Here is a 25,793-nt window from a genome sequence, read left to right on the forward strand (position 1 = left end):
ATTCCGGGCGGGCATCGGTGTCGGGGTTTTCAGTTCTTCACGAACTTTGTTCGAAGAGTTTCACTCGCGTTTCGCGACTGCGGAGCCGGGTACGTGTATTTGCGTGTCAGCGCCCGTGCCGGGTTCTCGCAAACCTTGCGGTGTAGTCCCGGTCTTCGGACAGCCGGGTTTGCCTTTCGCGAGCTTTTTGTCCGGACAGTTGCCCGGTTTAACGGGGCGGGAGGATCGCGTGGTGTCGTCGGGCCCGAAAAAGGGGACTGATTTCGTGAAACGCCGTGTTTTCATTGCGCGTAACGCTTACGATCCAGTGGTGGCGGCGGGCGTGTGTCTAGTCGCCGCAGTTGACGTTGGCTACGTAGTTGTCGGAGCCGTTGACGCGGCTGGATTGTTGGGGTTGTGATGGTTCCTGCTTTTACGTTCTTTCCCCCGGAAATCAACTCGGCGCTGATGTTCGCCGGCGCGGGGTCGGGGCCCCTGTTCATGGCGGCGTCGGCCTGGGACTCGTTGGCCACGGATCTCGCGGGCGCGGCGGCGTCGTTCCAGAACGTCGTCACCGGGCTGACCGACGGGCCGTGGGCGGGTCCGGCCTCGATGTCGATGGCGGCGGCGGCGACGCCCTACGTGGGGTGGCTGAGCGCGGCCGCCGGGCAGGCCGAGACGGCGGCCCTGCAGGCCCGAACGGCGGCCTCGGCGTTTGAGACCGCGTTGGCGGCGACGGTGCCCACGCCGGCGGTCACCGCCAACCGCGTCCAGCTGATGGCGCTGATCGCGACGAACATCCTCGGGCAGAACACCCCGGCGATCTTCATGACCGAGTTCGAGTACATGGAGATGTGGGCCCAGGACGTGGCCGCCATGTTGGGCTACCACGGCGGCGCACTCGGAGTGGCCGCGGCGTTGCCGGCATTCAGCCCGCCGCCGGTGAACCTGTCGGGCCTGACGGGCCTGCTGTCGGCGCCCCTTACTGGGGTGGCCTCGCAGGCCGGCAGCTTGGCCTCGTCGGTGGGCAGCGCGATCGCCGCTTCGGGCGGGGTCGCGGCGGTCGGGTCAGCGGTGTCGCAGGCGTCGGCCCTGGCCTCCGCGGCGCCGATTTCGTCGCTGTCGACGGTCGCCCAGGTCGGCATGATGCCGGTGAGCATGATGATGTCGCCGATCATGATGGCGGCCCAAGCGGGAATGAGCGGCACGAACGCGGCATCCCTGGCCGGCGCGACGGGTGCGGCCGTCGATCCGGCGAAGTTTGTCAGCAGCGCCGTTCCGGCGGGCATGGGCAAGGGACTCGGCGGCGGGATCGGCGGCCTGGGCGGCGCCGAGGCCGGTCTGGGCAAGGCGCGGCTGGTCGGAGCGATGTCGGTGCCCCCGAACTGGCAAGGATCGGCGCCGGCGCGGATGGTCAGCGGCGCCATGTCCGGCCTGGGCAGCGAGATGAACGGCGCGGCCGCCGCGGCGGCCGGTGCGCCCATGGGCGGCGGCATGCCGATGATGCCGATGCCGATGGGCGGCATGGGTGCCGGCGGAGGCATGCCCGGCGGGATGTTGGGCCGCGGAGGGGCCAGCCCGACGCATGTGGTCCAGCAGCGGCCCAGCGTGGTACCGCGTACCGGCGTCGGATAGTCCTAAATCAGCCAACCAAGGGCGCGGGCGACACCCGGGGAAATGGGTGTTGCCCGCGCCTTCGGCATGTTTACCGGCGGCGAACTGATTCTTTTTCCGCAGTGGCCCACCGAAACGGCCGCCGTGCGTCCCAACACGATTTTGGGACCGACGCTCAAGCCGTCAAATCTCTCGCCCTCCCGCGCGCCGTCAGCGCTGGCCGGGCCGGAACATGTTGCGTGGCAAGGGCTTCCGGCCTGGCCGCGAGTGCACGGGAAATCGGGCGGGCGGGGCGCGATGGCGGCCGCCGCTCCGCTCGGGACCTAGCCATCGGCGCGCCGCTGTTCGCGCACCTGTTCTAAAAGGAGCGAAATCCATCAAACACGGGCATTGTGCTTCGGATTGACTTACGATGCGAAGTACTCGGTGATGGTTTTTTCACCACCGGGTTCGAATGTACGGAGACGGCTGTGGAAGGGGGCAGCGTGCTATTGCCTCTTGGTTCGCCGCTGCCGGACGATGCGGTAGCGGCGAAGCGTGGTGAGTCCGGCATGCTCGGCGGCCTATCGGTTCCCCTGAAGTGGGGTGTAGCCGTGCCGCCGGATGACTATGACCATTGGGCACCGGCGCCGGAAGAGGGCGCCGATGCCGGCAACAAGGCGACCGACGGGCTGAACCCGGAGGCCACCGCAGAGGGCATGGACGAGTGGAACGAATGGGCCGAATGGAGCGAGTGGCAGGGCGAGGCGGAACCTAGCTTCAACTTGCCGCGGACTACCGGCGTGATACCGACTTCTCCAGCAGCCGGCTGAGAGACAGGGAGTATCGGGCCATCGGCTTCAATGCCGCGTAACAGCCAGTTACGACGGCCAACCTGTATCACAAGGCAAGAAATTCATCCAGAAGGAGAAAAGGCAACATGGCAACACGCTTTATGACTGACCCGCATGAGATGCGGGCGATGGCGGGCCGCTTTGAGGTCCACGCGCAGACCGTCGAGGACGAGGCTCGCAAGATGTGGGCGTCGTCGATGAACATCGCCGGTGCCGGCTGGAGTGGCCAGGCCCAGGCGACCTCCTACGACACCATGGGTCAGATGAATCAGGCGTTCCGCAACATCGTGAACATGCTGCACGGTGTGCGCGACGGGCTGATCCGCGACGCGAACAACTACGAGCAGCAAGAGCAGGCTTCTCAGCAGATCCTCGGCAGCTAGCCCCCACACTTTTATTTCAGGAGGAAAACATGACCATCAATTACCAGTTTGGCGATGTGGATGCCCATGGTGCGACGATTCGCGCCCAGGCCGCGTCGTTGGAGGCCGAGCACCAGGCCATCGTTCGCGATGTGCTGGCTGCTGGTGACTTCTGGGGTGGCGCCGGTTCGGTGGCCTGCCAGGAGTTCATCACCCAGTTGGGTCGTAACTTCCAGGTGATTTACGAGCAGGCCAACGCTCACGGCCAGAAGGTGCAGACGGCGGGCAGCAACATGTCCAGCACGGACAGCGCCGTCGGGTCCAGCTGGGCCTGATTCGCAGCTTCAAAGCGGGGCCGCACACCAACCGGTGTGCGGCCCCGTTCTTTGTCCGCCGGGTCTCAGAACCGCCCGCCGCCACCCATGAGGCCGCCCCCGGACGAGCCGCCCCATGAGCCCGAGGCGCTCGGGCCGCCGCCGAACGAGGTGGGGCTCCAGCCGCCGAACCCACCGCGCATGGCCCCGCTGAGCAGGTCGCCGATGATGATCCCGCCGATCATGGCGCCGGTGTCGCTGCTGCCGCGGCGGGCATAGAAACGCTGGGCCTGCTGGACGTCCGCGTTCGCCAGCGCCTGGGCGTTGGCGGCCAGCGTCGATGCCGCGTTGGCGTGGGCGATCGCCTCGGACACGTTCGTCGTCTTCTTGTCCCGTGCAGCCTGCAGGTGTCGGTTGGCCTCGGCGAGCCGGGTCCGCGCCTCGGCTCCGATGCTGCCCCGGCGGGTGTCGATGTACTCGGAGACGGCGCGCACCCGCGCCTGCGCGGTGAAGACGGCCTGCTCGAATGAACGCTCGAGCCGCTCGGCGGCCGCCTCCTCCTGGGCGACGGCGTCCCGTACCCGATTCAGTGCGGCGTCCGCCTTCGTCAGCCTGGCGAACGTGCCGAGAGGATCGGCGGCTCCGGCGCCGCGGGCTCCCATGACGGCCGCGGCCGCCTCGTCGCGCGCGGCGGTGAGTTCGGCGGCGCGGCCCGCCCCGGCGCCCCGCGCCTTCTGCAGCTGCTCGTCGGCGCGCTTGACGCCCGCCTGGATCTCGTCGATGAGCGAGGGCAACGCGGCGACTGCGTGCCGGACGTCCTTGTCCGCGTTGTCGATCGCGTCCAGCAGCGCGCGGGCCTGTCCGAGCGCCGCCTCGGCGGCATGGATCGCGTCGACCAACGAGGCCTGCTGACCGCCCGCGACGCCGGCCAGCTCGCGGGCGGAGCCGATGTTGCGGTCCGCGAACGCCAGCCTCTCGTTGGTGCTTGCGATATTGCCGGAGACCGAAGTCAAGGCCGCGGCGTCGAACTCCTTGCGCAGCTCGGCCAGCCGCTGCTCGGCGGGGGCGATGCGGGCGGTGAGCTCCACGTACTGCTGGGTCAGCGCGTCCAACCGTGCCGGCGCGTTCACCACCAAAACCCGCAGCTCTTCGAACGCCTGCCGCTGTGATTCGAGTTCGCGGTTGGCGCGCGCCGCCGAGACGATCACCCGGGTCAGCATCTCGCGGCGCTGCGCGGGCGTCTCGGGCACGCTGTCGTCGAGCTGCTGGCGGATCGTGAAGGCTTGCGCCAGAGTCGCTTTGGCGTTGTTCACCGCCTGGGTAAACGGTTGGGTTCGCTCGTCACCGAACTCGTCGATCGCCAACGTCAACTCGTTGGCGCTGGTGCGCACCGCGTTGTCGACCTCCACCACCAACGAGCGCGACAGGTCGTCGAGGGCCGCCAATGACACCGCGGCCAGCGCGTTGGGATCGGTGGGATCGATGCGCCGCGCCGCGGCCAACTCGGCGGCGCGCCGCCGCCGGCGCCGGTAGCCCATCACCACCAGCAGGACCACGACGGCGACGACAACAACGCTCAACGCGACCAGCAGGGCCAGGCGAGTCGACGATGACGGCGACTTGTTGAGCCCGTTGGCCGCCGCGACCGCGGCACCAGCCCAGTCGCCGTCGTGCAGCGCGGGCTCGATCTTGGTGCGCCGCAGCTGATCAACCTGACCCGCGTTGACGCTCGTGATCGCCGACGGGACGAAGAACGCGTATGACCGGCCGGTGGTGGCGACGGCCAGCAGCGCGTCGTAGTCGCCCAAGTCGCTGACGGTTCGGGTGCGCCTCGCCCAGCTGTCGGCGCTTTCCCCGGAGAAGTCGTTGACGTAGACCACCCACAGCCGGATGTGGCGATCGGCGTAGAGCTTGTCGGTGGCCGACGTCACCGCGGCGCGCCCAGAATCCGAGAGCGCGTTCGCGTTGTCGATGATTTGGTCCGGCAGCCGAAACGGCGGTTGCGCGCCCGCCGTCGGCGCCAGCAGCAGCCCGGCGCCGAGACCCGTGAGGACCGTCAGGATCACGCCGAGCAGCCGAGCAGAGCGCATAGGTCAATCTAGCCCGCGTTCCCTGGCAGACTGTCCTGCGGTGAGTACGCATCAGCACGACCCCTACGACGACTTCGACCGTGAGCGCCGGGTGCGCGAAGCGGCGAAGACGGCGGGTCTGCCGGGCACGGAAGGCCAGCACCGCACCGACTTCGCCCGGGACCGCGCCCGGGTGCTGCACAGCGCCGCGCTGCGCCGCCTCGCCGACAAGACGCAGGTGGTCGGGCCGCGCGAAGGTGACAACCCGCGCACTCGGCTGACCCACTCGCTGGAGGTGGCCCAGATCGGCCGGGGGATGGCGGTGGGGCTGGGCTGCGACCTCGACCTGGTCGAGCTGGCCGGCCTGGCCCATGACATCGGCCATCCGCCCTACGGGCACAACGGCGAACGCGCGCTCGACGAGTTCGCCGCGGACCACGGCGGTTTCGAGGGCAACGCCCAGAACTTCCGGATACTGACCAGCCTCGAGCCCAAAGTGCTTGACGCGCAAGGCAATAGCGCCGGCCTGAATCTGACCCGGGCGTCCCTGGACGCGGTCACCAAGTACCCGTGGACCCGCGGTGAGGGTCCTGCACGCAAGTTCGGCTTCTACGACGAGGACCGCGAGCCCGCGGCCTGGGTCCGCCAGGGGGCGCCGGCGAACCGGACCTGCCTGGAGGCTCAGGTGATGGACTGGGCCGACGACGTCGCGTATTCGGTGCACGACGTGGAGGACGGCGTCGTCTCCCAGCGCATCGACCTGCGCGTGCTGGCCGACGAGGACGAGGCGGCCGCGCTGGCCAAGCTGGGGGAGAGCGAATTCTCCCGGGTGAGCGCCGACGACTTCATGGCCGCCGCGCGCCGGCTGTCGGGCCTACCCGTGGTCGCCGCGGTCGGCAAGTACGACGCGACGCTCGCGGCGGCCGTGGCCCTCAAGCGTTTGACCAGCGAACTGGTGGGCCGATTCGCCTCCGCCGCCATTGCGACCACCCGTGCGGCGGCCGGCCCGGGCCCGCTGCTGCGCTACCGGGCCGACCTGCAGGTGCCCGACCTGGTGCGCGCCGAGGTCGCCCTGCTGAAAATCCTGGCGCTGCAGTTCATCATGTCTGACCCCCGGCACCTGGAAACCCAGGCCCGGCAGCGCGAACGCATCCATCGCGTGGCGCACTGGCTGTACTCCGGGGCGCCCGGAACGCTGGACCCCATGTTCGCCGCGGCGTTCAACACCGCCGCCGACGACCGCGCCCGGCTCCGGGTCGTCGTCGATCAGGTCGCCTCCTATACCGAAGGTCGGCTGGAGCGGATCGACGCCCGTCAGGCGACCGGATAGCGTTACCCGCATGACCAAACTCAGCGCCGTTGCCGTCGCCTTGCTGTCGCTTCCCGTCGTGGCCCTGAACGCCTGCAGTTCGCCCCAGCACGCGACCAGCCAGACGGGCACCACGCCTGCGGTCCAAAGCGGTGCTCCGGCGTCGTCGACGTCGGGACCGGCGCCCGCCGCCGGATCGCTGACGGCGCAACTGAAGACGGCCGACGGCAAGGACGTGGCCACCGCAACCTTCGACTTCAGCAACGGCTACGCCACCATCACCGTCAAGACCGTTGCCGGCGGCATCCTCGCGCCCGGCCTCCACGACATGCACATCCACGCGGTCGGCAAGTGCGAGCCGAATTCGGTCGCCCCGAACGGCGGCCCGCCCGGGAACTTCCTGTCCGCCGGCGGCCATTTCCAGGCGCCCGGGCACACCGGGATGCCCGAGAGCGGTGACCTGACGATGCTCGAGGTGCGCCAGGACGGGTCCGCGTACCTGGTGACCACCAGCGACGCGTTCACCAGGGACCAGCTGCTGGCCGGGGAGAAGACCGCGTTGATGATCCACGGCGTCGGCGACCAGTCGATGGAGCGGATCGCGTGCGGCGTCATCGGGCCGGCGAGCTGATCGGCTCCGGCGTTTTAGACTGGGCCGATGGCCGGCCGGATCTCTGATCGCGATATCGCCGCCATCCGCGAACGGGCCCGCATCGAAGACGTCGTGGGCGACTACGTCCAACTCAAGCGCGCCGGCGCCGACTCGCTCAAGGGCCTGTGCCCGTTCCACAACGAGAAGTCACCGTCGTTCCACGTCCGCCCGAACCACGGCCACTTCCACTGCTTCGGCTGCGGCGAGGGCGGCGACGTGTACGCGTTCGTCCAGAAGATCGAACACGTCAGCTTCGTCGAGGCCGTCGAACTGCTCGCCGACCGGGTCGGCCACACCATCACCTACACCGGCGCCGCGGCCACCAACGTGCAGCGCGACCGCGGCAGCCGCAGCAGGCTGGTTGCGGCCAACGCGGCGGCCGCCGAGTTCTACGCGGCGGCCCTGGAGTCCGACGAGGCGGCACCGGCCCGCCAGTACCTGACGGAGCGCAACTTCGATGCCGAGGCGGCGCGGCACTTCGGCTGCGGGTTCGCCCCGTCGGGCTGGGACTCGCTGACAAAACACCTGCAGCGCAAGGGTTTCGAGTTCAAGGAGCTGGAGGCGGCCGGGCTGTCCCGGGAGGGGCGCCGCGGCCCGATGGATCGCTTCCACCGGCGGCTGCTGTGGCCCATCCGCACCGCGGCCGGAGAGGTGATCGGCTTCGGGGCCCGCCGCCTGTTCGACGACGACCCGATGGAAGCCAAGTACATCAACACGCCCGAGACGGCGCTGTACAAGAAGTCGTCGGTGATGTTCGGCATCGACCTGGCCAAGCGCGACATCGCCAAGGGGCACCAGGCCGTCGTCGTCGAGGGCTACACCGACGTGATGGCGATGCACCTGGCCGGCGTCACCACCGCCGTCGCCTCCTGCGGCACCGCGTTCGGCGACGAGCACCTGGCGATGCTGCGCCGATTGATGATGGACGACAGCTTCTTTCGCGGGGAACTGATCTACGTCTTCGACGGCGACGCGGCCGGGCGCGCCGCCGCGCTGAAGGCGTTCGGCGGCGAGCAGAACCTGGCCGGGCAGTCCTTCGTCGCCGTCGCGCCGGACGGCATGGACCCGTGCGACCTGCGGCTCAAATCCGGCGACGTCGCGCTGCGCGACCTGGTAGCGCGGCGAACCCCGCTGTTCGAGTTCGCGATTCGCACCACGATCGCCGAGATGGACCTGGACAGCGCCGAGGGCCGGGTCGCCGCGCTGCGCCGCTGCGTGCCCATGGTCAGCCAGATCAAGGACCCCACGCTGCGCGACGAGTACGCCCGCCAGCTCGCCGGCTGGGTGGGCTGGGACGACGTTGCGCAAGTGATCGAGCGGGTCCGCGGCGAGGCCAAACGGTCCAAGGTCCCGGCTCGCAGCGGCCCCGCATCCGAGGCTCCCCGCCGGGCCGAGCGCCAGCCGGCCGCGCCGGCCCCTACCGAGCCCAAGGAGTCGCGCGCCGCCCGTCCCGACCCGCGCGACCCGACCCTGTGGGCCCAGCGCGAGGCCCTCAAGTCGGCGTTGCAGTACCCGGCGCTGGCGGGTCCGGTGTTCGACACCCTGACCGTGGAGAGCTTCACGCACCCCGGCTACGCGGCCGTTCGGGCGGCCATCGAGGCCGCGGGCGGAACCTCGACCGGCGTCACCGGCGCCGAGTGGCTCGAGGCGGTGCGAGCGCAGACCACCTCGAGCCTGACGGCCGGCCTGATCAGCGAGCTGGGCGTGGAGGCCATCCAGGTCGACGACGAGAAGCTGCCGCGCTACATCGGGGGTGTGCTCGCGCGCCTGCAGGAGGTCTGGATGGGCCGGCAGATCGCCGAGGTGAAGTCCAAACTGCAGCGCATGTCACCCATCGAGCAGGGCGACGAGTATCACGCGCTGTTCGGCGACCTGGTCGCCATGGAGGCCTACCGGCGCAGCCTGCTGGAGCAGGCTAGCGGCGACGATCTGACGGTGTGAGGGCCGGATCCGCCGGTCGCTCGAGGTCGCGCTGGACCACGGCGGTCTGGTCGTCGATCTCGGTCAGGGTGACGAAGCCAGCGTCGGGTGAGATGCGGTTCGCGATCTTTCGGCGTCCCCCATCGATCATCGACTTGGCCACGGGGCTGCTGGTCAGCGCGCGATAGGTGCCGACGAGCTGCTCGTATCGGCGACGTCCGGCCTTCGAGCCCAGCACATAACCCAGTCCAAGTACCACGACATACCGGATCAAAGCGTTCCTCCCGACGATCGATGGCTCCATCCTGCCTCACTTTCGGCGGTTGGCGCGCGGGGCGGGTAGCGATCAGGCCCGGGGCAGGGCACCTCCTACCTAGTTGGGCACGGTCGGGCCAGTACGCTAGAGTCGTCCGGCGATCGGTTTAATCCCCTGTAGCTCAATTGGCAGAGCATTCGGCTGTTAACCGAAGGGTTGGTGGTTCGAGTCCACCCGGGGGAGCGGGGTTAGTCTCGGTCACGCACGCTCTGGCCGTCACGTCGGCCATGGAACCCGATGCTTTCCAGTGCCTCTCAGGAGGGCTCATGGAATTCCTGGTCACCATGACCACGCACGTCCCGGACGGCACCTCCCCGGAGACCGTCGACGACGTGCGGGCCAGGGAGGCCGCGCATTCCCGCGAACTGGCCGAACACGGGCACCTGCTGCGGTTGTGGCGCCCGCCGCTGCAGCCGGGCGAATGGCGCACTCTCGGCCTGTTCGCCGCGACCGACGCGGAGGAGCTCGAGCGGGTGCTCGCGTCGATGCCCCTGCGCATCTGGCGCACCGACGAGGTGACGCCGTTGAGCCCGCACCCCAACGACCCCGCCGGTCACAGCAAGTAGTTCAGGCCCCATTCCCGTTCCGCGGCCAACCGGGCCGCGTCGACGCCGGTCTCGCTTTCGGCGGTTCCGCTGGCCAGGTCCACCAGCGCCGAAGCCAGCTTGAACAGCGGTACCTCGTACCGTTCGCTTGCGCTGAGCAACTCCCGAAACGCGGCATAGGTGCTGTACCTACGCCGCCCGACGAGTATCCCCACCGCCGTATCGAGCGCCCGGCTGGCCTGTTGACGGCCTTCATCGATATGCCGTTGGCCCGCAAGGGTTTCGGTCATCTGTCGACCACCTCCTGAAAAGTTCTGCCGCGCAACGAAATAGCGGAGATTAACGGAAAGGAATTGGGCAAAGCCACGTCTAGCGCAAGATGGGGCGCGAACGTCAGCGAATCAACGGCGACAACAGCGCGTCGAGGCCCGTGAAATAGGACCACTATAGGGCATGGGCACGGGCGCTGGTGTGACATATGTGATTGGCTCACAAGGGATTTAAACCTTGTGCACCGAGGGACGCGAGATCGCCCTCAGATCTGGAAGTCCTCGCCGTGCCACACGCCGGCCTCGGGCGGGCGGATTACCCGGCCATTCTGCGGGCCGTCGTTCAACGCCTCCAGCTTGGCCACTCGGGTGAGCAGGGACTGCAGGCTGACACCCACCAGGTCGGGCATCATCGAGTCGTCGGGGGTGCCCCGGCCGGCGCGGCTGATGACCTGCCCGGGAACCCCGACGACCACGGAACCCGACGGCACCGGCTTGACCACCACCGCGTTGGCGCCGATCCGGCTGTTGTCGCCGACTTTGATCGCGCCCAGCACCTTGGCCCCGGCGCCGATGATCACGCGGTCGCCGACGGTCGGGTGGCGTTTTCCGGTCTCCGCGCCGCTGCCACCGAGGGTCACGCCGTGGTACAGCGTCACGTCCTCGCCCACCTCGGCCGTCTCGCCGATCACCACGCCGGTCGCGTGGTCGATGAACAGGCCAGGGCCCAGGACGGCACCGGGGTGGACGTCGACCCCGGTGAAGATGCGGGTGACCTCCCCGAACGTCCGGGCGGCCAGCCGCGCGCCGCGGTTCCACAGCCAGTGGCTGACCCGGTGGGCCCAGATCGCGTGCACGCCCGGGTAGGCGAAGACGACCTGCAGCGTGGTGGGCTTGGCGGGGTCGCGCTCCCTGGCCGCCTGGATGTCCCGCCGCATGGCTGCGAGCATGGTCAGTCCGCCAAGTCGGCGAACAGCGCCGTGCTCAGATAGCGTTCGCCGAAGCTGGGCAGCACGACAACCACGAGCTTGCCGGCGTTCTCGGGCCGGCGGGCCACCTGCAACGCGGCCACCACCGCCGCGCCGGATGAGATGCCGGACAACAGCCCCTCTTCGCGGGCGAGCCGCCGGGCCATGGTCAGCGAGTCCTCGTTGCCGACGGCGATGACCTCGTCGACCAGATCCATGTCGAGGACGGGCGGGACGAATCCGGCGCCGATGCCCTGGATCGGGTGCGGCCCTTTCTGCCCGCCGGACAGCACCGGGGACGCGGCCGGCTCCACCGCGATGAACTGGGCCGACGGCTTGCGTTCCTTGATGACCTGGGCGACACCGGTGATGGTGCCGCCGGTGCCGACGCCGGCGACGAAGAAGTCCACCTTGCCGTCGGTGTCGCGCCACACCTCCTCGGCGGTGGTCGCGCGGTGGATCGCCGGGTTGGCCGGGTTCTCGAACTGCTGCGGCACGAAATACCGCTGGTCGGTCTTGGCCAGCTCCTCGGCCTTGGCGATGGCGCCGGGCATGCCGTCGGCGCCGGGGGTCAGAATCAGCTCGGCGCCGTAGGCCCGCAGCAGCATGCGCCGCTCGACGCTCATGGTGTCGGGCATGGTCAGCACGCACCGGTAGCCGCGTGCCGCGCACACCATTGCCAGCGCGATGCCGGTGTTCCCGCTCGTTGGCTCGAGGATGATGGTGTCGGGCTTGATCAGGCCGGCCTGCTCGGCCGCGTCCAGCATGGCGACCCCGATGCGGTCCTTCACGCTGTTTGCCGGGTTGAAGGATTCCAGCTTGGCGACGACGTCGGCGCCGGCGCCCTCGGTGACCCGGCGCAGCCGCACCAGCGGCGTGTTACCGATCAGCTGTGTGACGTCCTCGGCGATGCTCATGAAACTTCCTTACGCGATGTCGGTACAGGGCTCGTCGGCTTGCCAGGTGATGTCGAATTCGATTGCAACGTCTATTGGCACGATAAGCGCAACCGGAGTGAATCGCTGCGACGCCCCCGCGAATGCCTCGCCGGTGAGTACCCGTCCGGTGAGGTCGTGCGGTGTCGTTGCGGTCATTGTCATCGCCGATGTGCCCGGCGCGGGACGCACATAGAAGTCCGTCCCCGGCTGGACGATCTCGTCGATGCCCGAACCGTCGGCGTCGACCAGCGCGTGTCCGCCGGGCGCGCTGAGACTCAAAGGGATTCGCACCTGGAAGGGTCCTATGAGTTCGGATTCGGCGGTTGCATGGGTATCGACCAGTCGCGGCTCTTCGGAGTTGCGCAAGGCGGCGCTCGCCCCCGCGAGTAGGTAATTGTAGAGGTGCACGACCCGATCGGCATTGCGGTAGTGGCGGGCGCCGGTCAGCCAGAACCGGACATCGCCGATCGTCGCGCCGGGGGTGTCCGTCGTTGCGACGAGCCGGTAGTGGCGGTAACCGCGCCCACCGCCGCCGTGGCTGCTGGCCGACAGCGTGCTGCCGACGCCGAGGGTGCGCCGGTGTCGCCCCTTGCCGGCGTGGGCGGTCAGCTGTGAACCCGAAACATCCTGCCAGTCAACGCCATTGGAGGACTTTTGCAGTTTCACGTCGATGGTGGTTTCGGACGCCGTCCATACCGAGTACCCGCCCAGCTGTGGTTCGCCGTCGAATTCGAAGGTGATCACCGGCCCGGGAGCGCGGTCCACGGCGACGGGCTCGTTGAGCGGCCGGGTGTCCAAGGCCAGGCCGTTGGTGAAGTGCCATATCGCGGCCTGGGTGGCCGCGATGGCCTCGTGTTCGCTGAGGTTGGCCCGCCCCAGCGGGTAACCGGCGGCCCGCAACCGTTGGCTCAGCTCGGCGATGTGGCTCGTCGGAAAGGAGTGCCGCAGGATCCATTCGACCGCGGCCTCGCAGCCGCGGGCCCGCAGGTGGGGCAGGGCGGACCAGGTGCCCAGGCGGTAGCTCGACGGCAGGTGCGGTGCGATGCCGGTGAAGTCGAGCGAGTAGGCCAGCAGGTTGGGATGCAGCCGGATCAGGTCGGTGCGCGCCCAGCTGCCGTCGGCGAACACGATCCGGTCCACGGTGTGGGAGTAGGTGCCGCCGCGGTAGCGCGTCATGCGGGCGACGTCGGACGCCGGCCGAATAAGCACGCGCCGGCGGGTCGCGACCCGCGCCAGGGCGCGGTTGGGCATGGATAAGACGGTCATGGGTGGTTGATCTTCCTGAAAGGGTTCGACTGGCGCGCATCGATGCCGCGGGGCGGACCGCGGGTCCTGCCCGTTGCGGGGAAAGCGCGAGGATTTCTACGGCGTCGTTAGGGCGTCAGGAAATCAACAACAGCGACAACAACAGTCCATGGCGAGGCAGCGCGAAGGAACGAAGCGCAGCTGAACGGCCTGTTGCATGGCCCCCACTATAGGGCCCGCAAACACCGCTGTCAGATTTCGGGCTCGCTTGATTTCACTCACCCCCGGTGTAAACCTTCTGTATCACCTCCGTGCCCGCCTACGCTCGGCGCGCGCCACCGCTGACGGTGGGCGATCATGAAGCTGCCGCACTCGCAGCAGCGTTCGACCGAGCGGAAGGAGCGCGATGACGACGGCTCAGGGGGCTCAAAACGAATCCCAGGCACTGGGCGATCTCGCCGCCCGGCAGCTTGCCAACGCGACGAAGACCGTCCCGCAGCTCTCGACCATCACGCCGCGTTGGTTGCTGCACCTGCTCAGCTGGGTGCCCGTGGAAGCCGGCCTCTACCGGGTGAACCGGGTCGTCAACCCGGAGAGCGTGGCGATCAAGGCCGAAGAGGGCGCCGGCACCGAGGAACCGCTGCCCGAGACCTACGTCGACTACGAGACCAGCCCGCGCGAATACACGCTGCGCTCGATCTCGACCCTGGTCGACATCCACACCCGGGTCTCCGACCTGTACTCCAGCCCGCACGACCAGATCGCCCAGCAACTGCGGCTGACCATCGAAACGATCAAGGAGCGCCAGGAGTTCGAGCTGGTCAACAGCCCGGAGTAGGGGCTGCTGGCCCAGGCGACGCCGGAGCAGACGATCCAGACGCTCGGCGGGGCGCCGACGCCCGACGACCTCGACGCGCTCATCACGAAGGTGTGGAAGACGCCCAGCTTCTTCCTCACCCACCCGCTCGGTGTCGCGGCGTTCGGCCGCGAGGCCACCTACCGCGGCGTGCCGCCGCCAGTGGTGAGCCTGTTCGGGGCGCAGTTCATCACCTGGCGCGGCATTCCGCTGATCCCGTCGGACAAGGTGCCGGTGGAAGACGGCAAGACCAAGTTCATCCTGGTGCGCACCGGGGAGGAGCGCCAAGGCGTGGTCGGCCTGTTCCAGCCCGGCCTGGTCGGCGAGCAGGCGCCGGGCCTGTCGGTGCGGTTCACCGGGATCAACCAGTCAGCAATCGCGACGTACCTGGTCACGCTGTACAACTCGCTGGCCGTCCTCACCGACGACGCGCTCGCCGTCCTCGACGACGTGGCCGTGGACCAGTTCCATGAGTACAAGTGAGTACCGAGCGGTAGACGCCGAAAGCGAGTTGCCGATCGGAGCCGCCGAACTCGCGGCGCTGGCCACCCAGTTGTACGCGGCCAGCATCCGGCCCGGGCCGGACAGCCCGCCGCAGACGGCACCCGTCGCCCCGCGCGGAACGGTGCCGGACGCCACCGCCGCCACCTCGGCCGGACAGGCCGCCGCCGGCACGTCCGACTCCTACCTGCCGGCAGTCCCCGTCGTCGGCTTCACCGACATATACGTCCCCGCGCCGACATCGCCCGAGCCCGAAAGCCCGCCACAGACGGTGCCCGTCGCCCCGCGCGGCAACGTGCCCGATGCGACGGCCGCGCCGTCGGCCGGGGAGACGGCCGCGAGCGTCGCCGATCCCTACCTGCCACCCGGCGTCGCCGACCTCGCCGCCTTCGCGGTGCCCAGCGAGGGCATCGTTCCCACGGTGCCCGGGGTGCTCGCCGGGACGGTGCCGTCCGCTCCGGCGGCCCCCCGCGGTTCAGCGCCCGCGACGCCCTCGTGGCTGCCCGACGCGCCGCCGGTGCTCGATCTCGGCTGGTCCGACGCGCCACCGGTGGCGCCCGTCGGCGACGAGCACCTCTATCACTTCCTGACCAAGACGGATCCCGTGCCCCGCTTGCCCGACGAGCACGAGGTGTTCGACGTCAACGCGGTGCGCGCGGACTTTCCCATCCTGACCGAGACCGTCAACGGCAAGCCGCTGATCTGGTTCGACAACGCGGCAACCACCCAGAAGCCGCAGGCGGTGATCGATCGCCTGTCGCACTTCTACGCCCACGAGAACTCCAACATTCACCGCGCGGCGCACGAGTTGGCGGCCCGCGCGACCGACGCCTACGAGGAAGCGCGCAACACCGTCCGGCGATTCATCGGCGCCGCGAACGACGAAGAGATCATCTTCGTGCGAGGCACCACCGAAGCCATCAATCTGGTGGCCTACGCCTGGGGCGGCAAGCATTTGCTGCCCGGCGACGAGATCGTCATTACTCATTTAGAGCATCACGCCAATATCGTCCCTTGGCAACTGCTTTCGCAACAGACCGGTGCGATTCTGAAAGTGGCGCCGGTCGATGACGCCGGCAATTTGCTGATGTCGGAATTCGAGGATCTGCTTGGGCCGAAGACCAAACTGGTGGCCGCGACCCAGGTGTCCAACGCGTTGGGCACGGTGACACCGGTCGAGCAGATCGTCGAGCTGGGCCACCGCTACGGCGCGCGGGTGCTGATCGACGGGGCCCAGTCCATCCAGCACCTGCCGGTCAACGTCGCCGAGCTGGGCGTCGATTTCTTCGTCTTCTCCGGCCATAAGATCTACGGCCCCACCGGAATCGGCGTGCTCTACGGGACCGAGGAGGCATTGGCCGAAACACCGCCGTGGCAGGGCGGCGGCAACATGATCGCCGACGTGACGCTGGAACGCTCGCTGTATCAGGGACCGCCCAGCAAGTTCGAGGCCGGAACGGGCAACATCGCCGACGCCGTCGGCCTCGGCGAGGCGGTGCGCTACGTGCAGCGGTTGGGCGTCGAGCGCATCGCCGCCCACGAGCGGGCCCTGCTGGACTACGCGACCCCGCGGCTGGCCGACATCCCGGGCGTCCGCCTGGTCGGCACCGCGACTGAAAAGGCCAGCGTGCTGTCGTTCGTGCTGGCCGGACACGACCCGCTCGAGGTGGGCAAGGCGCTCAACGCCGAGGGCATCGCGGTGCGCGCCGGCCATCACTGCGCGCAGCCGATCCTGCGCCGCCTCGGCTTGGAGGCCACCGTCCGCCCGTCGTTCGCGTTCTACAACACCTTCGAGGAAATAGACGTCTTCCTCAGCGCGGTGCGCCGCATTGCCGAGGGCGGCGCGGGTGCCGGCTGAGGTTCGCCATATTTCTTCTTGTTGATTTCAACCCTGCGACATCTTCCGGGTCGGTTTTAGGCTTCCGAAGTGTTTTGTGTGCGCAGCCAGGCGAAGTGGCCGGATTGCGCGCTGCACACCGCTAATCCTTTGCGGTGACGGTAATCACGAAGTTTTTCGCTTCTTTCACTAAAACGGGGGCTGCATGAGCCGTATGGATATCTGGACGACGCGGGGGGCATGAACGAACCCCATGAACGGCACCGCCATCGCACGGCCCATGAACGCGCTGGGTCAGTTCTTTCTGCTCAGCCTCGAGGCACTGGTTGCCGCGGTACGGGGGCCGTGGGCGTGGCGTGAACTTTTCGAGCAGATCTGGTTCGTGGCGCGGGTTTCGATTTTCCCGACGATCATGCTGTCGATTCCGTACACGGTCCTCATCGTGTTCGTCCTCAACATCCTGCTCGTCGAGATCGGCGCGGGGGACCTTTCGGGCGCGGGTGCCGCGCTGGCGTCGGTGACCCAGGTCGGGCCCGTCGTCACCGCGATGGCCGTCGCCGGCGCCGGATCGACCGCGATGTGCGCCGACCTAGGCGCGCGCACCATCCGCGAGGAGATCGACGCGATGAAGGTGATCGGCGTCAATCCGGTTCAGGCGCTTGTGGTTCCGCGCATCATCGCCGCCACCTTCGTCGCGTTGCTGCTCTACTCGGTGGTCGCGGTCACCGGGTTGACGGGCAGCTACATCTTCGTGGTCTTCGTCCAGCACGTCACCCCGGGTGCGTTCATCGCCGGGATGACGCTCGTCACCGGCCTGCCGCAGGTCGTGATCTCGCTCATCAAGGCGACCCTGTTCGGGCTGTCGGCGGGCCTGATCGCCTGCTACAAGGGTCTTTCGGTGGGCGGCGGCCCGACCGGCGTCGGCAACGCGGTCAACGAGACCGTCGTGTTCTCGTTCATGGCGTTGTTCTTCATCAACATCGTGATCACCGCCCTCGGTGTGAAGGTGACCGCCAAGTGACCGACGCCGCACGCGAGCCCGGATGGCTGGCCGCCCTCGGGCCCAGGCTGGTCGCCAGCACCCGCAGGCTGGGCGAACAGACCGAGTTCTACGGCAGGTCGTTGGCCGCCACGGCCGAGGCGGTGCGGCGCTACCCGGGCGAAGTGCTGCGGCTGATCGCGGAGATGGGCATGGGCACGGGCGCGCTGGCGGTGATCGGCGGGACCGTGGGCATCATCGGCTTCCTCACGCTGACCACCGGCGCCCTCGTTGCGGTGCAGGGCTACGACACGTTGTCCAACATCGGTGTCGAGGCGCTGACCGGATTTCTCTCGGCGTTCTTCAACGTGCGCATGATCGCGCCGTGCACGGCCGGTGTGGCCCTGGCGGCCACCATCGGCGCGGGCACGACCGCCCAGCTCGGCGCGATGCGCATCAACGAGGAGATCGACGCGCTGGAAGTGATGGGCATCCGCGCGATCACCTATCTGTCGTCGACACGGATCATCGCCGGTGTCCTCGTGGTCATTCCGCTGTACGCGGTCGCCGTGCTGATGTCGTTCATCGCCGCCAAGTTCGGCACCATCTACATCTACGGGCAGTCGCGCGGCGTGTACGAGCACTACTTCTCCACGTTCCTGCGGCCCACCGACCTGTTCTGGTCCTTCCTGGCCGCGCTGACGATGGCCACGGGTGTGATGGTCGTGCACACCTACTACGGTTTCACCGCGACGGGCGGTCCCGCCGGCGTGGGGGAGGCGGTCGGTCGTTCGGTGCGGTCGTCGATGATCGTCACCGCCTTTGTCTGCCTGATGATTTCGTTGTCCGTCTACGGGCAATCCGGCAACTTCAACCTGTCGGGATGACGGCATGAGCAATCATCGTGACGACGGATCGCGCGCGCGAAACAGGGTCCGCAGCAGCAGGATCGACCCGATCTGGTGGGCGCCGACGCTGTTCATCGTCGTCGGGATATTGGTTGCGCTGACCGCGGCGTCCTTCTCCGGCAAGTTCCAGGAGTTCATCCCGCTGACGCTGGTGTCCGACCGCGCGGGCCTGGTGATGGAACCGGGCGCGAAGATCAAGCTGCGCGGGGTGCAGGTCGGCCAGGTCGCCTCGATCGGCACCGACGTGAAAGCCGCCCAGCTGCAATTGAAGATGCAACCGGGTCCGTTCAAATACCTGCCGAGCAACCTCGAGGCGGAGATCAAATCGACCACCGCGTTCGGGTCCAAGTACGTCGACCTGATCGTGCCCGACCACGCCAGCGCCACACCGCTCAAGCCCGGCGCGGTGCTGCGCTCCCGGAACGTCACCGTGGAAGTCAACACGGTGTTCGAGAACCTGCAGGCCGTGGTCAAGGCCCTGGATCCCGCCAAGCTGAACTCGATCCTGTCGGCGTTCGCGGAGTCGGTGCGCGGCAAGGGTGAACGAATCGGCGAGGCCATCACCGACGCGAACGACCTGTTACTGACCGTCAACCCGCGGATGGACACCATCCACACCGACTGGCGGCTGTTCGGCAAGACGATGGCCGCCTATTCCACTGCGGCGCAGGACATTTTGTCGATCCTCGACTCGGCGACAACCAGCAGCGCCACCCTGACCGACAACCAGCGGTCGCTCGATTCGCTGCTGTTGTCGGCGGCGGGTTTCAGCCAGACCGGCATCAACGTCATCGGCAGAAGCGAGGCCAACATCGTCCGGTCTTTCAACCTGGTCGATCCGACCACGGCGCTGCTGAACAAGTACTCACCGACCTTCACGTGCCTGTTCCAGGGTGCGCAATGGTATGTCGACCACGGCGGCCGGGACGCGTTGGGCGGCAACGGCTATTCGGTGATCCTCGACTCCGCGCTGCTGTTCGGTGACGACCCGTACCGCTACCCAAGGCACCTTCCCAAGGTCAACGCCACGGGCGGTCCCGGTGGTAAGCCCAGTTGTGGGTCGCTGCCCGATCCGAGTGCGAACTTCCCGGTGCGCGCGCTGGTCACCGACACCGGTTGGGGCGCCGCGCCCGACGAGATCCGCACCAATGTGGCCGCCGGAAATCCGTGGTGGGCCAACTGGTTCCCGACCACCAAGAACCCGCCCGAAGCGCCCCACTATTGGTATCGCGGGGGGCGGCCACCGCCATGAGACGACGGAAGATGTCCGCCATCCTCGCGCGCGTCGCGCTGTTCACGGCGGTCTGCCTGGTGTTCACGTTTACCTTGATCGCCGTGTTCGGCCAGCTGCGCTTCGAGGACCGCACCGGCTACCAGGCGGTCTTCACGAACATATCCGGCCTGAAGTCCGGTAACTTCGTGCGCATCGCCGGGGTCGAGGTCGGCAAGGTCGGTGACCTCACCCTGCACCGCGACGGCACCGTCACCGTCGGCTTCGCCGTGGACAAGGGCGTGCGGCTCACCGACGGCACCAAGGCCGTCGTGCGCTACGAAAACCTGATCGGGGACCGCTATCTCGCGCTCGAAGACGGGCCCGGGTCCCCCCGGCGCCTGCCGGCGGGCGCGACGATTCCGCTGGCGCGGACGTCGCCCGCCCTCGACATCGACGCGCTGATCGGGGGCTTCCGGCCGTTGTTCCGGGCGCTGGATCCCGATCAGGTCAACGCCCTGTCCGGCGAGTTGCTGCGCATCTTCCAGGGGCAGGGCGGCACCCTCGCCTCGGTGCTGGCGCAGACCTCGATGCTGACGTCGACCCTGGCCGGGCGCAGCGAACTGATCGGCGAGCTGATCACCAACCTGAACACCGTTTTGCACACCTTCGGCACCCGCGACCGCGAGTTCTCCGACGGCCTGGACAAGCTCTCGCAGTTCGTCAACGGCCTGGCGCAGCGCAGGGACGACATCTCCACCGGGCTGGCCTACATCAACGCGGCGGCCGGGTCGGTCGCCGACCTGCTCGTGCAGGCCCGCCAGCCGATCAAGGACGTGGTGCACGAGACCGACCGGATGTCGGGGCAGGTGATGTCCGACCGCGACTATGTCGACAACCTGCTCAAGCAGCTTCCCGACATCTACCAGGTGCTGTCCCGGCAGGGCCTGAACGGCGACTACTTCGGCTTCTACTTCTGCGAAGTGTTGCTCAAGCTCAACGGCAAGGGCGGCAACCCCATCTTCGTCAAGCTGTTCGGCCAGCCCACCGGGCGGTGCACGCCGCAATGAAGCTACCCAAGATAAAGGCGCTCGCGGGACGGAGCCCCGTCACGATCGGTGTGATCGGCACCGCGGTGCTGGTGTGCGTGACCGTCGCGGCCTTCCAGTACGACAAGTTGCCGTTCGTCAAGAACACCAACGACTATGCGGCCTACTTTTCCGAGGCCGGCGGCATCAAAACCGGTAGCACGGTCCGGGTTTCGGGGATGGGCGTCGGCAGGGTCTCCGACATCCGCCTGGAGGGCACCAAGGTCCGGGTGGGCTTCACCGTCCGCAAAGCCATCGAGCTGGGCGACCGAACCGAAGCCGCGATCAAGACCGAGACGGTGTTGGGCAGCAAGATGCTCGAGCTCACCTCGCGCGGCGACGGACGGCTGAACGGCCCCATCCCGCTGGAACGCACCCACTCGCCCTACGACCTTCCCGACGCGCTGGGTGACCTGACGACGACGATCAGCGGGCTCGACACTACCCAATTGTCCTCGGCGCTAACGACGTTGGCCAACACGTTCAAGGAAACCCCGGCCGACCTCAAACCCGCGCTACAGGGCGTCGCCCGGTTCTCCGAGACCCTCAACCATCGCGACGCGCAGCTGCGCAGTCTATTGGGCAACGCCAACAAGGTCTCCGGCGTGCTCGGCAAGCGCAGCCAGCAGATCGCCACGCTGGTGGCCGATTCCAACGCGCTGCTCGCCGCGCTGCTGGACGAACGGGATTCTCTCGACGCGCTGATGAACAACATCACGGCGGCGTCGCACCAGATTTCGGGGCTGGTCGACGACAACCGGACCCAGCTCAAGCCCGCCCTCGACAAGCTCAACGGGGTGCTCGAGGTGCTGGACAACCGCAAGGAAGACCTGCAGAAGACCCTGCCGAAGTTCAAGCGCTACGCGATGTCGTTCGGTGAATGCCTCGGCTCGGGGCCGTTTTTCAAGGCGTACGTGGCCAACCTGATCCCCGGGCAGATAAGCGGCCCGACGATCGACGCGCGGATGTATGACCGGTTCCTGGATCCCAACCAGGGGCTGCCGTCGGAGTCGGTGGATCCGCCGACCGGCAGCCCGCCCGTGCCGCCAGAGAACGCGCCGCATCCCATCTGGTCGCAACCGCCCTCCCCGGGCCCCGCGCCGGGCCCACCGCCCGAGCTCGCCCCCGCGGATGCGGGGGGACAGCGGTGAGTCGCCGTACGCTGCAGACGGTGACCGGCATCAGCCTGGTCGCCACCCTCGTCGTGGCGTCGTTCCTTGTCGGCGCCAAGTTGCTGAGGCAGGTCGAAAGGAATACGTACACAGCCTATTTCGCGGAGGCGAACGGCCTGTTCGTCGGCGACGAGATCCGCATCCTGGGCGTCGCGGTGGGCGTGGTGGACAGGATCGAGCCACAGCCCGCCAGCTCCAAGGTGACCTTCTCGGTGGACAAGCAGTACGCGGTCCCGGCCGATGCCCGCGCCGCGATCCTGTCGCCGTCGCTGGTGACCTCGCGGGCGATCCAGCTCGTTCCGGCGTACTCCGGCGGCCCCAAGCTGAGCCCCGGCGCGTCGATTCCCCTGAGCCGCACCGCTGTTCCAGTCGAATGGGACGACTTCCGCAGGCAGCTGGAGAAGCTGACCGAGGCGTTGCAGCCCACCGCTCCGGGCGGCGTGAACTCGCTCGGCGAGTTCATCAACTCCGGAGCCGACAACGTTCGCGGCGAGGGCGACACGGCCCGCGACACCGTATTGAAGCTGTCCGAGGCGATTTCGGCGCTCGGCGATCACGCCGACGACATCTTCAGCACCGTGCGCAACCTGCAGCTGCTGGTGTCGGCGCTGCACTCCAGCAGCGACCTGCTGGCCTCGTTCAACCAGAACCTAGCCAGTGTGACGACGGTGCTGTCGAACACCCCCAACGAGGTGGCGAACGCGGTGAAGGGCCTCGATGGGGCGCTGACGGATCTGCGCGACTTCCTTTCTGAGAATCGGGAAGCCATTGGCGTCACGTCCGACCGGCTGGCGTCCATCACCACGGCGCTGAACGACAGCCGCGCCGATGTCAAACAGATTCTGCATATCGCCCCGACGGTGTTCCAGAATTTCCTGAATATCTACCAGCCGGCGCAGAGCGCCATGACCGGCATCATGGCGCTGAACAACTTCGCCGACATCCCGCAATGGATCTGCAGCTCAATCGAGGCGGCCTCCCGGCTGCGCCTGGACCGGGTGTCGAAGCTGTGCCTGCAATACATCAACCCGATCATCAAAAACCGCATCTACAACTACCTTCCGTTCGGTCTGAACCCGTTCGTCGGGACGCAGGCCCGGCCGAGCGAAATCACCTACAGCGAGGACCGGTTGCGGCCGGGCTACACGCCCCCCGAAGCGCCGCCGGATGCGGCGCCGCCCCAGCCGCCCGCACCCGCCGAGCAGCCGGCGCCCACCGAGGCGCCACCGCCCGGCGAGGCGCCACCGCCGCCGAACGGCACGGTCGACTCGACGCAAGTGCTACGTGACCTGATGCTTCCGACGGGGGCATCGTGAGACGCGCGATGGCGGCGCTGTGCCTCGCCTGCCTCACCGCGGTGTCGGGCTGCGGATGGAAGGGCCTGAACTCGTTTACCCTGCCCGGCACCGCGGGTGGGGGACCCGGCTCCTACACCATCCAGGCGCAAATGCCCGACGTCGCAACCATTCAGGAGAACACCCGGGTTCGCGTCGACGACGTCAACATCGGCAACGTGACCAAGATCGAGCTCCAGGATTGGCACGCGCTGGTCACCATGCGGATCAACGGCGACGTTCGGCTGCCGGCCAATTCGACCGCGAAGCTGGGCCAAACCAGCCTGCTGGGCTCGATGCACATCGAACTCGCACCGCCCAAAGACGAGCCGCCAGTGGGTGAACTGAAAAACGGTTCGGTAATCCCGCTGCCGCGCGCGAGCACGTATCCGACCACCGAGCAGACCCTGGCCTCGGTGTCGATTCTGCTCAACGGCGGCGGGCTGGGCCAGCTGCAGGAAATCACCCAGGCACTCGCCAAGGCCTTTGCAGGCCGCGAGAACGACATGCGCAGCCTGCTCGGCCAGCTCGACCAGTTCATCGCCGGCACCAACGCCCAGACCGACGACATCATCGCCGCCTCGGAGAACCTCAACTCGCTGGCGGGCCAGGTCGCCGACAAAGACCCCGTCGTCGACAAGGCGTTGACCACCGTTCCGAAAGCGCTTGCGGTACTTGCCGAGGAGCGCACCAAGATCGCCGATGCCATCGACCAACTCGGCAAGTTCAGCGCGCTCGCGGCGGACACGATCCACCAGAGCAGGGAATCCCTGGTGAACAACCTGCGCAACATCGCGCCGGTGCTGCGGTCGTTGGCCGATGCCGGGCCGTCGCTCACCAGGGGCCTGGACGGCCTGGTGGCCTACCCGTGGCCGGCGTCCACCGTGCGGAACTGGTTCCGCGGTGACTACGCCAACCTCACCCTGGTGGTCGACCTGACCTTGAGCCGCATCGACCAAGGGCTCTTCACCGGCTCCCGGTGGGAGGGCAATCTCACCCAGCTCGAACTGCAGTGGGGACGCACGATCGGCATGCAGCCCAGCCCGGTCACCGGCGGCAACCCGCTGACCTATCCGTATCACTTCGGGGGATACTGATGCTGCGCCTGAACCGCCGCACGTGGATCCAGCTGTCGATGCTGACGCTGGTGACCGTGCTTTCTTGTGGTGCAATGGCTTTCAACTTCATGAAGTTGCCTGCCACGCTGTTCGGGATCGGCGAATACAACGTCTCGGTCGACCTGCCGCAGTCGGGTGGGCTCTACCAGACCTCCGTTGTCACCTACCGCGGCACCGACGTGGGCCAGGTCAAGTCGGTCGAGGTCACCGCCACCGGGGTGCGTGCGGTGCTCGCCCTGAGATCCGGGGTCAAGGTGCCCTCCGACGTCGAGGCGTCGGTGCACAGCCGCTCGGCGATCGGCGAGCAATACATCGAGCTGACCCCGCGGCCGGGCAAGGAAGGAGAACACTCCCGGTCGCTGACCTCGGGCGACGTCATCCCCGCCGGCCGCGTCGACGTACCCGTCGACATCGGGCACCTGCTCGACCTGACCAACCGTGCGCTGCAGGCGATTCCGCGGGACAACCTGCACACGGTGATCGACGAGACCAACCGCGCGGTGAGCGGCCTGGGGCCGGAGTTGTCGCGGATCGTCGACGGGTCCACCGCGCTGGCCATCGCCGGGGGCAGGACGGCCGACCCGCTGGCCGCCCTGATCGACCAGTCTCCGGCGGTGCTGAACTCCCAGGTGCAGACGGCGGACGACATTGCCACGTGGGCCAATCGCACGGCGGCCATCACGGCGCAGTTCAAGGCGCAAGACGCGGCGCTGCGAGACCTGTTGACGCAGGGCACTTCCGGGCTGGAGGAAGGCCGCGCCTTGTTCGACCGGGTCGCGCCGGCGGTGCCGGTATTATTCGCCAACCTGGTCAGCCTCGGCGACATCGCCGTCGTGTACCGCCACGACATCGAACAACTGCTCGTCCTGTTCCCCCAAGGCATCGCGGCCATGGCGGCCATCGTCGTGCCCAGCTCCAATACCAAGCAGGAGTATCGGGGCGCCCAGTTGGACTTCAACCTGAACATCAACCTGCCGCCGCCGTGCACGACGGGCTATCTCCCGCCGACCCAGCGCCGCTCACCGGCCAGCGTCGACGCGCCGGACCGTCCCGCCGCGGACCTGTTCTGCCGGGTGCCGCAAGACTCCGAGTTCAATGTCCGTGGCGTGCGCAACATTCCGTGCGAGGCCAAGCCATGGAAGCGGGCGCCCACCGTCGAGCTGTGTGAAAGCGACGAGGAGTATGTGCCGCTCAACGACGGCTACAACTGGAAGGGAGACCCCAACGCCACCTACAGCGGGCAGGGTGTCCCGATGTATCCGCCGGGACAAGACCCGCGTCTGCCTCCGCCGCGGGGCACCGCGCCCCCGGCACCGGCGCCTCCGCCCCTCGCCGTCGCGACCTACGACCCCGCCACCGGCGACTACGTGGGGCCCGACGGACACCGTTACACCGAAGCCGATTTGGCGCACCCACGCGCCAAGAACTGGCAATCGCTGTTAGTCCCGACGCCGTAA

The 25,793-nt window shown here is 68.0% G+C and carries 23 protein-coding genes, 1 tRNA gene and 1 pseudogene; 19 read left to right on the forward strand and 6 right to left on the reverse strand.

Annotation, left to right across the window (positions count from 1 at the left end; all coding sequences use genetic code 11):
• Positions 1 to 399: 399 nt before the first annotated feature.
• The 4 genes from AWB92_RS03195 (at position 400) to AWB92_RS03210 (ending at position 3,123) form a co-directional block, all read left to right on the forward strand.
• Complete coding sequence (locus tag AWB92_RS03195; protein ID WP_085184012.1) at positions 400 to 1,614, forward strand: PPE family protein; 1,215 nt, start codon at positions 400 to 402, stop codon at positions 1,612 to 1,614.
• A gap of 464 nt (positions 1,615 to 2,078) precedes the next feature.
• Positions 2,079 to 2,405, forward strand: coding sequence for a hypothetical protein (locus tag AWB92_RS03200; protein WP_343203468.1), 327 nt, complete (start codon positions 2,079 to 2,081; stop codon positions 2,403 to 2,405).
• Between the two features lie 107 nt (positions 2,406 to 2,512).
• Positions 2,513 to 2,809 carry a WXG100 family type VII secretion target gene (locus AWB92_RS03205; RefSeq protein WP_066914021.1) on the forward strand — a complete coding sequence of 99 codons (297 nt, stop codon included), beginning with the start codon at positions 2,513 to 2,515 and terminating at the stop codon, positions 2,807 to 2,809.
• Between the two features lie 29 nt (positions 2,810 to 2,838).
• A complete protein-coding gene (locus tag AWB92_RS03210) occupies positions 2,839 to 3,123 on the forward strand; it encodes a WXG100 family type VII secretion target (protein WP_067004763.1) in 285 nt (94 codons plus the stop codon).
• A 65-nt stretch (positions 3,124 to 3,188) separates the two neighbouring features.
• Here the strand turns inward: AWB92_RS03210 and AWB92_RS03215 are convergent, their stop codons facing one another.
• Positions 3,189 to 5,192 carry a TPM domain-containing protein gene (locus AWB92_RS03215; protein ID WP_085184013.1) on the reverse strand — a complete coding sequence of 668 codons (2,004 nt, stop codon included), beginning with the start codon at positions 5,190 to 5,192 and terminating at the stop codon, positions 3,189 to 3,191.
• Between the two features lie 40 nt (positions 5,193 to 5,232).
• On the opposite strand from AWB92_RS03215, the gene AWB92_RS03220 reads away from it, so the two are divergent.
• The 3 genes from AWB92_RS03220 to dnaG are packed head-to-tail and all read left to right on the forward strand — an operon-like array spanning position 5,233 to position 9,073.
• Positions 5,233 to 6,501, forward strand: coding sequence for a deoxyguanosinetriphosphate triphosphohydrolase (locus tag AWB92_RS03220; RefSeq protein ID WP_085184014.1), 1,269 nt, complete (start codon positions 5,233 to 5,235; stop codon positions 6,499 to 6,501).
• A gap of 10 nt (positions 6,502 to 6,511) precedes the next feature.
• Complete coding sequence (locus AWB92_RS03225) at positions 6,512 to 7,111, forward strand: superoxide dismutase family protein (protein WP_085184015.1); 600 nt, start codon at positions 6,512 to 6,514, stop codon at positions 7,109 to 7,111.
• Between the two features lie 27 nt (positions 7,112 to 7,138).
• Complete coding sequence (dnaG, locus tag AWB92_RS03230; protein ID WP_085184016.1) at positions 7,139 to 9,073, forward strand: DNA primase; 1,935 nt, start codon at positions 7,139 to 7,141, stop codon at positions 9,071 to 9,073.
• Here dnaG and AWB92_RS03235 read toward each other — a convergent pair.
• Complete coding sequence (locus AWB92_RS03235) at positions 9,048 to 9,326, reverse strand: hypothetical protein (protein ID WP_085184017.1); 279 nt, start codon at positions 9,324 to 9,326, stop codon at positions 9,048 to 9,050. The two genes, dnaG and AWB92_RS03235, sit on opposite strands and share 26 nt — an antisense overlap.
• Before the next feature lie 152 nt (positions 9,327 to 9,478).
• On the opposite strand from AWB92_RS03235, the gene AWB92_RS03240 reads away from it, so the two are divergent.
• Positions 9,479 to 9,551 (forward strand) — tRNA-Asn (locus tag AWB92_RS03240).
• A gap of 83 nt (positions 9,552 to 9,634) precedes the next feature.
• Entirely contained in the window at positions 9,635 to 9,934 is a 300-nt protein-coding gene (locus tag AWB92_RS03245) for a muconolactone Delta-isomerase family protein (RefSeq protein WP_158090348.1), read from the forward strand.
• Here the strand turns inward: AWB92_RS03245 and AWB92_RS03250 are convergent.
• From AWB92_RS03250 to AWB92_RS03265, 4 genes are all read right to left on the reverse strand, one after another.
• The gene (locus AWB92_RS03250; protein WP_085184019.1) at positions 9,922 to 10,203 is read right to left on the reverse strand and encodes an ANTAR domain-containing protein; all 282 of its coding nucleotides are present in this window, start codon (positions 10,201 to 10,203) and stop codon (positions 9,922 to 9,924) included. The genes AWB92_RS03245 and AWB92_RS03250 overlap by 13 nt on opposite strands.
• Before the next feature lie 245 nt (positions 10,204 to 10,448).
• Positions 10,449 to 11,132 carry a serine O-acetyltransferase gene (gene cysE / locus AWB92_RS03255; RefSeq protein ID WP_085184020.1) on the reverse strand — a complete coding sequence of 228 codons (684 nt, stop codon included), beginning with the start codon at positions 11,130 to 11,132 and terminating at the stop codon, positions 10,449 to 10,451.
• 2 nt (positions 11,133 to 11,134) lie between these two features.
• Positions 11,135 to 12,067 carry a cysteine synthase A gene (gene cysK / locus AWB92_RS03260; protein WP_085184021.1) on the reverse strand — a complete coding sequence of 311 codons (933 nt, stop codon included), beginning with the start codon at positions 12,065 to 12,067 and terminating at the stop codon, positions 11,135 to 11,137.
• Positions 12,068 to 12,076: 9 nt separating this feature from the next.
• Positions 12,077 to 13,354 (reverse strand): thioester domain-containing protein, encoded by a 1,278-nt coding sequence (locus AWB92_RS03265; RefSeq protein ID WP_085184022.1) that lies wholly within the window; start codon positions 13,352 to 13,354, stop codon positions 12,077 to 12,079.
• Positions 13,355 to 13,739: 385 nt separating this feature from the next.
• Between AWB92_RS03265 and AWB92_RS03270 the strand changes: the two are divergent.
• The 10 genes and pseudogenes from AWB92_RS03270 (at position 13,740) to AWB92_RS03315 (ending at position 25,793) form a co-directional block, all read left to right on the forward strand.
• Positions 13,740 to 14,672: pseudogene (locus AWB92_RS03270) on the forward strand (family 2A encapsulin nanocompartment shell protein).
• Positions 14,659 to 16,548, forward strand: a complete 1,890-nt coding sequence (locus tag AWB92_RS03275; RefSeq protein ID WP_085184023.1) for a family 2A encapsulin nanocompartment cargo protein cysteine desulfurase — start codon at positions 14,659 to 14,661, stop codon at positions 16,546 to 16,548. Before AWB92_RS03270 ends, AWB92_RS03275 begins: the two are co-directional and overlap by 14 nt.
• A gap of 232 nt (positions 16,549 to 16,780) precedes the next feature.
• Positions 16,781 to 17,548 (forward strand): ABC transporter permease, encoded by a 768-nt coding sequence (locus AWB92_RS03280; protein ID WP_068134388.1) that lies wholly within the window; start codon positions 16,781 to 16,783, stop codon positions 17,546 to 17,548.
• The gene (locus AWB92_RS03285; RefSeq protein ID WP_068188374.1) at positions 17,545 to 18,393 is read left to right on the forward strand and encodes an ABC transporter permease; all 849 of its coding nucleotides are present in this window, start codon (positions 17,545 to 17,547) and stop codon (positions 18,391 to 18,393) included. Before AWB92_RS03280 ends, AWB92_RS03285 begins: the two co-directional genes overlap by 4 nt.
• Positions 18,394 to 18,397: 4 nt before the next feature.
• On the forward strand, positions 18,398 to 19,666 hold the full coding sequence (locus AWB92_RS03290; protein ID WP_085184024.1) for an MCE family protein: 1,269 nt from the start codon (positions 18,398 to 18,400) through the stop codon (positions 19,664 to 19,666).
• Positions 19,663 to 20,694, forward strand: a complete 1,032-nt coding sequence (locus AWB92_RS03295) for an MCE family protein (RefSeq protein WP_085184025.1) — start codon at positions 19,663 to 19,665, stop codon at positions 20,692 to 20,694. Before AWB92_RS03290 ends, AWB92_RS03295 begins: the two co-directional genes overlap by 4 nt.
• Positions 20,691 to 21,863, forward strand: coding sequence for an MCE family protein (locus AWB92_RS03300; RefSeq protein WP_085184026.1), 1,173 nt, complete (start codon positions 20,691 to 20,693; stop codon positions 21,861 to 21,863). Before AWB92_RS03295 ends, AWB92_RS03300 begins: the two co-directional genes overlap by 4 nt.
• On the forward strand, positions 21,860 to 23,200 hold the full coding sequence (locus tag AWB92_RS03305; protein WP_085184027.1) for an MCE family protein: 1,341 nt from the start codon (positions 21,860 to 21,862) through the stop codon (positions 23,198 to 23,200). The genes AWB92_RS03300 and AWB92_RS03305 overlap by 4 nt, the downstream gene beginning before the upstream one ends.
• Positions 23,197 to 24,315, forward strand: coding sequence for an MCE family protein (locus tag AWB92_RS03310; RefSeq protein ID WP_085184028.1), 1,119 nt, complete (start codon positions 23,197 to 23,199; stop codon positions 24,313 to 24,315). Before AWB92_RS03305 ends, AWB92_RS03310 begins: the two co-directional genes overlap by 4 nt.
• The gene (locus AWB92_RS03315; RefSeq protein WP_085184029.1) at positions 24,315 to 25,793 is read left to right on the forward strand and encodes an MlaD family protein; all 1,479 of its coding nucleotides are present in this window, start codon (positions 24,315 to 24,317) and stop codon (positions 25,791 to 25,793) included. The genes AWB92_RS03310 and AWB92_RS03315 overlap by 1 nt, the downstream gene beginning before the upstream one ends.

This window comes from Mycobacterium sp. IEC1808 (genome assembly GCF_002101935.1).
In the GTDB taxonomy this organism is placed as follows: domain Bacteria; phylum Actinomycetota; class Actinomycetes; order Mycobacteriales; family Mycobacteriaceae; genus Mycobacterium.

What these genes read in the sequence shown, in the direction of transcription:
- AWB92_RS03195 (WP_085184012.1), top strand. Translation starts at nt 400, where the DNA reads ATGGTTCCTGCTTTTACGTTCTTTCCCCCGGAAATCAACTCGGCGCTG.
- AWB92_RS03205 (WP_066914021.1), top strand. Translation starts at nt 2,513, where the DNA reads ATGGCAACACGCTTTATGACTGACCCGCATGAGATGCGGGCGATGGCG.
- AWB92_RS03210 (WP_067004763.1), top strand. Translation starts at nt 2,839, where the DNA reads ATGACCATCAATTACCAGTTTGGCGATGTGGATGCCCATGGTGCGACG.
- AWB92_RS03215 (WP_085184013.1), bottom strand. Translation starts at nt 5,192, where the DNA reads ATGCGCTCTGCTCGGCTGCTCGGCGTGATCCTGACGGTCCTCACGGGT.
- AWB92_RS03225 (WP_085184015.1), top strand. Translation starts at nt 6,512, where the DNA reads ATGACCAAACTCAGCGCCGTTGCCGTCGCCTTGCTGTCGCTTCCCGTC.
- dnaG (WP_085184016.1), top strand. Translation starts at nt 7,139, where the DNA reads ATGGCCGGCCGGATCTCTGATCGCGATATCGCCGCCATCCGCGAACGG.
- AWB92_RS03245 (WP_158090348.1), top strand. Translation starts at nt 9,635, where the DNA reads ATGGAATTCCTGGTCACCATGACCACGCACGTCCCGGACGGCACCTCC.
- AWB92_RS03250 (WP_085184019.1), bottom strand. Translation starts at nt 10,203, where the DNA reads ATGACCGAAACCCTTGCGGGCCAACGGCATATCGATGAAGGCCGTCAA.
- cysE (WP_085184020.1), bottom strand. Translation starts at nt 11,132, where the DNA reads ATGCTCGCAGCCATGCGGCGGGACATCCAGGCGGCCAGGGAGCGCGAC.
- cysK (WP_085184021.1), bottom strand. Translation starts at nt 12,067, where the DNA reads ATGAGCATCGCCGAGGACGTCACACAGCTGATCGGTAACACGCCGCTG.
- AWB92_RS03265 (WP_085184022.1), bottom strand. Translation starts at nt 13,354, where the DNA reads ATGACCGTCTTATCCATGCCCAACCGCGCCCTGGCGCGGGTCGCGACC.
- AWB92_RS03275 (WP_085184023.1), top strand. Translation starts at nt 14,659, where the DNA reads ATGAGTACAAGTGAGTACCGAGCGGTAGACGCCGAAAGCGAGTTGCCG.
- AWB92_RS03280 (WP_068134388.1), top strand. Translation starts at nt 16,781, where the DNA reads ATGAACGGCACCGCCATCGCACGGCCCATGAACGCGCTGGGTCAGTTC.
- AWB92_RS03290 (WP_085184024.1), top strand. Translation starts at nt 18,398, where the DNA reads ATGAGCAATCATCGTGACGACGGATCGCGCGCGCGAAACAGGGTCCGC.
- AWB92_RS03295 (WP_085184025.1), top strand. Translation starts at nt 19,663, where the DNA reads ATGAGACGACGGAAGATGTCCGCCATCCTCGCGCGCGTCGCGCTGTTC.
- AWB92_RS03300 (WP_085184026.1), top strand. Translation starts at nt 20,691, where the DNA reads ATGAAGCTACCCAAGATAAAGGCGCTCGCGGGACGGAGCCCCGTCACG.
- AWB92_RS03315 (WP_085184029.1), top strand. Translation starts at nt 24,315, where the DNA reads ATGCTGCGCCTGAACCGCCGCACGTGGATCCAGCTGTCGATGCTGACG.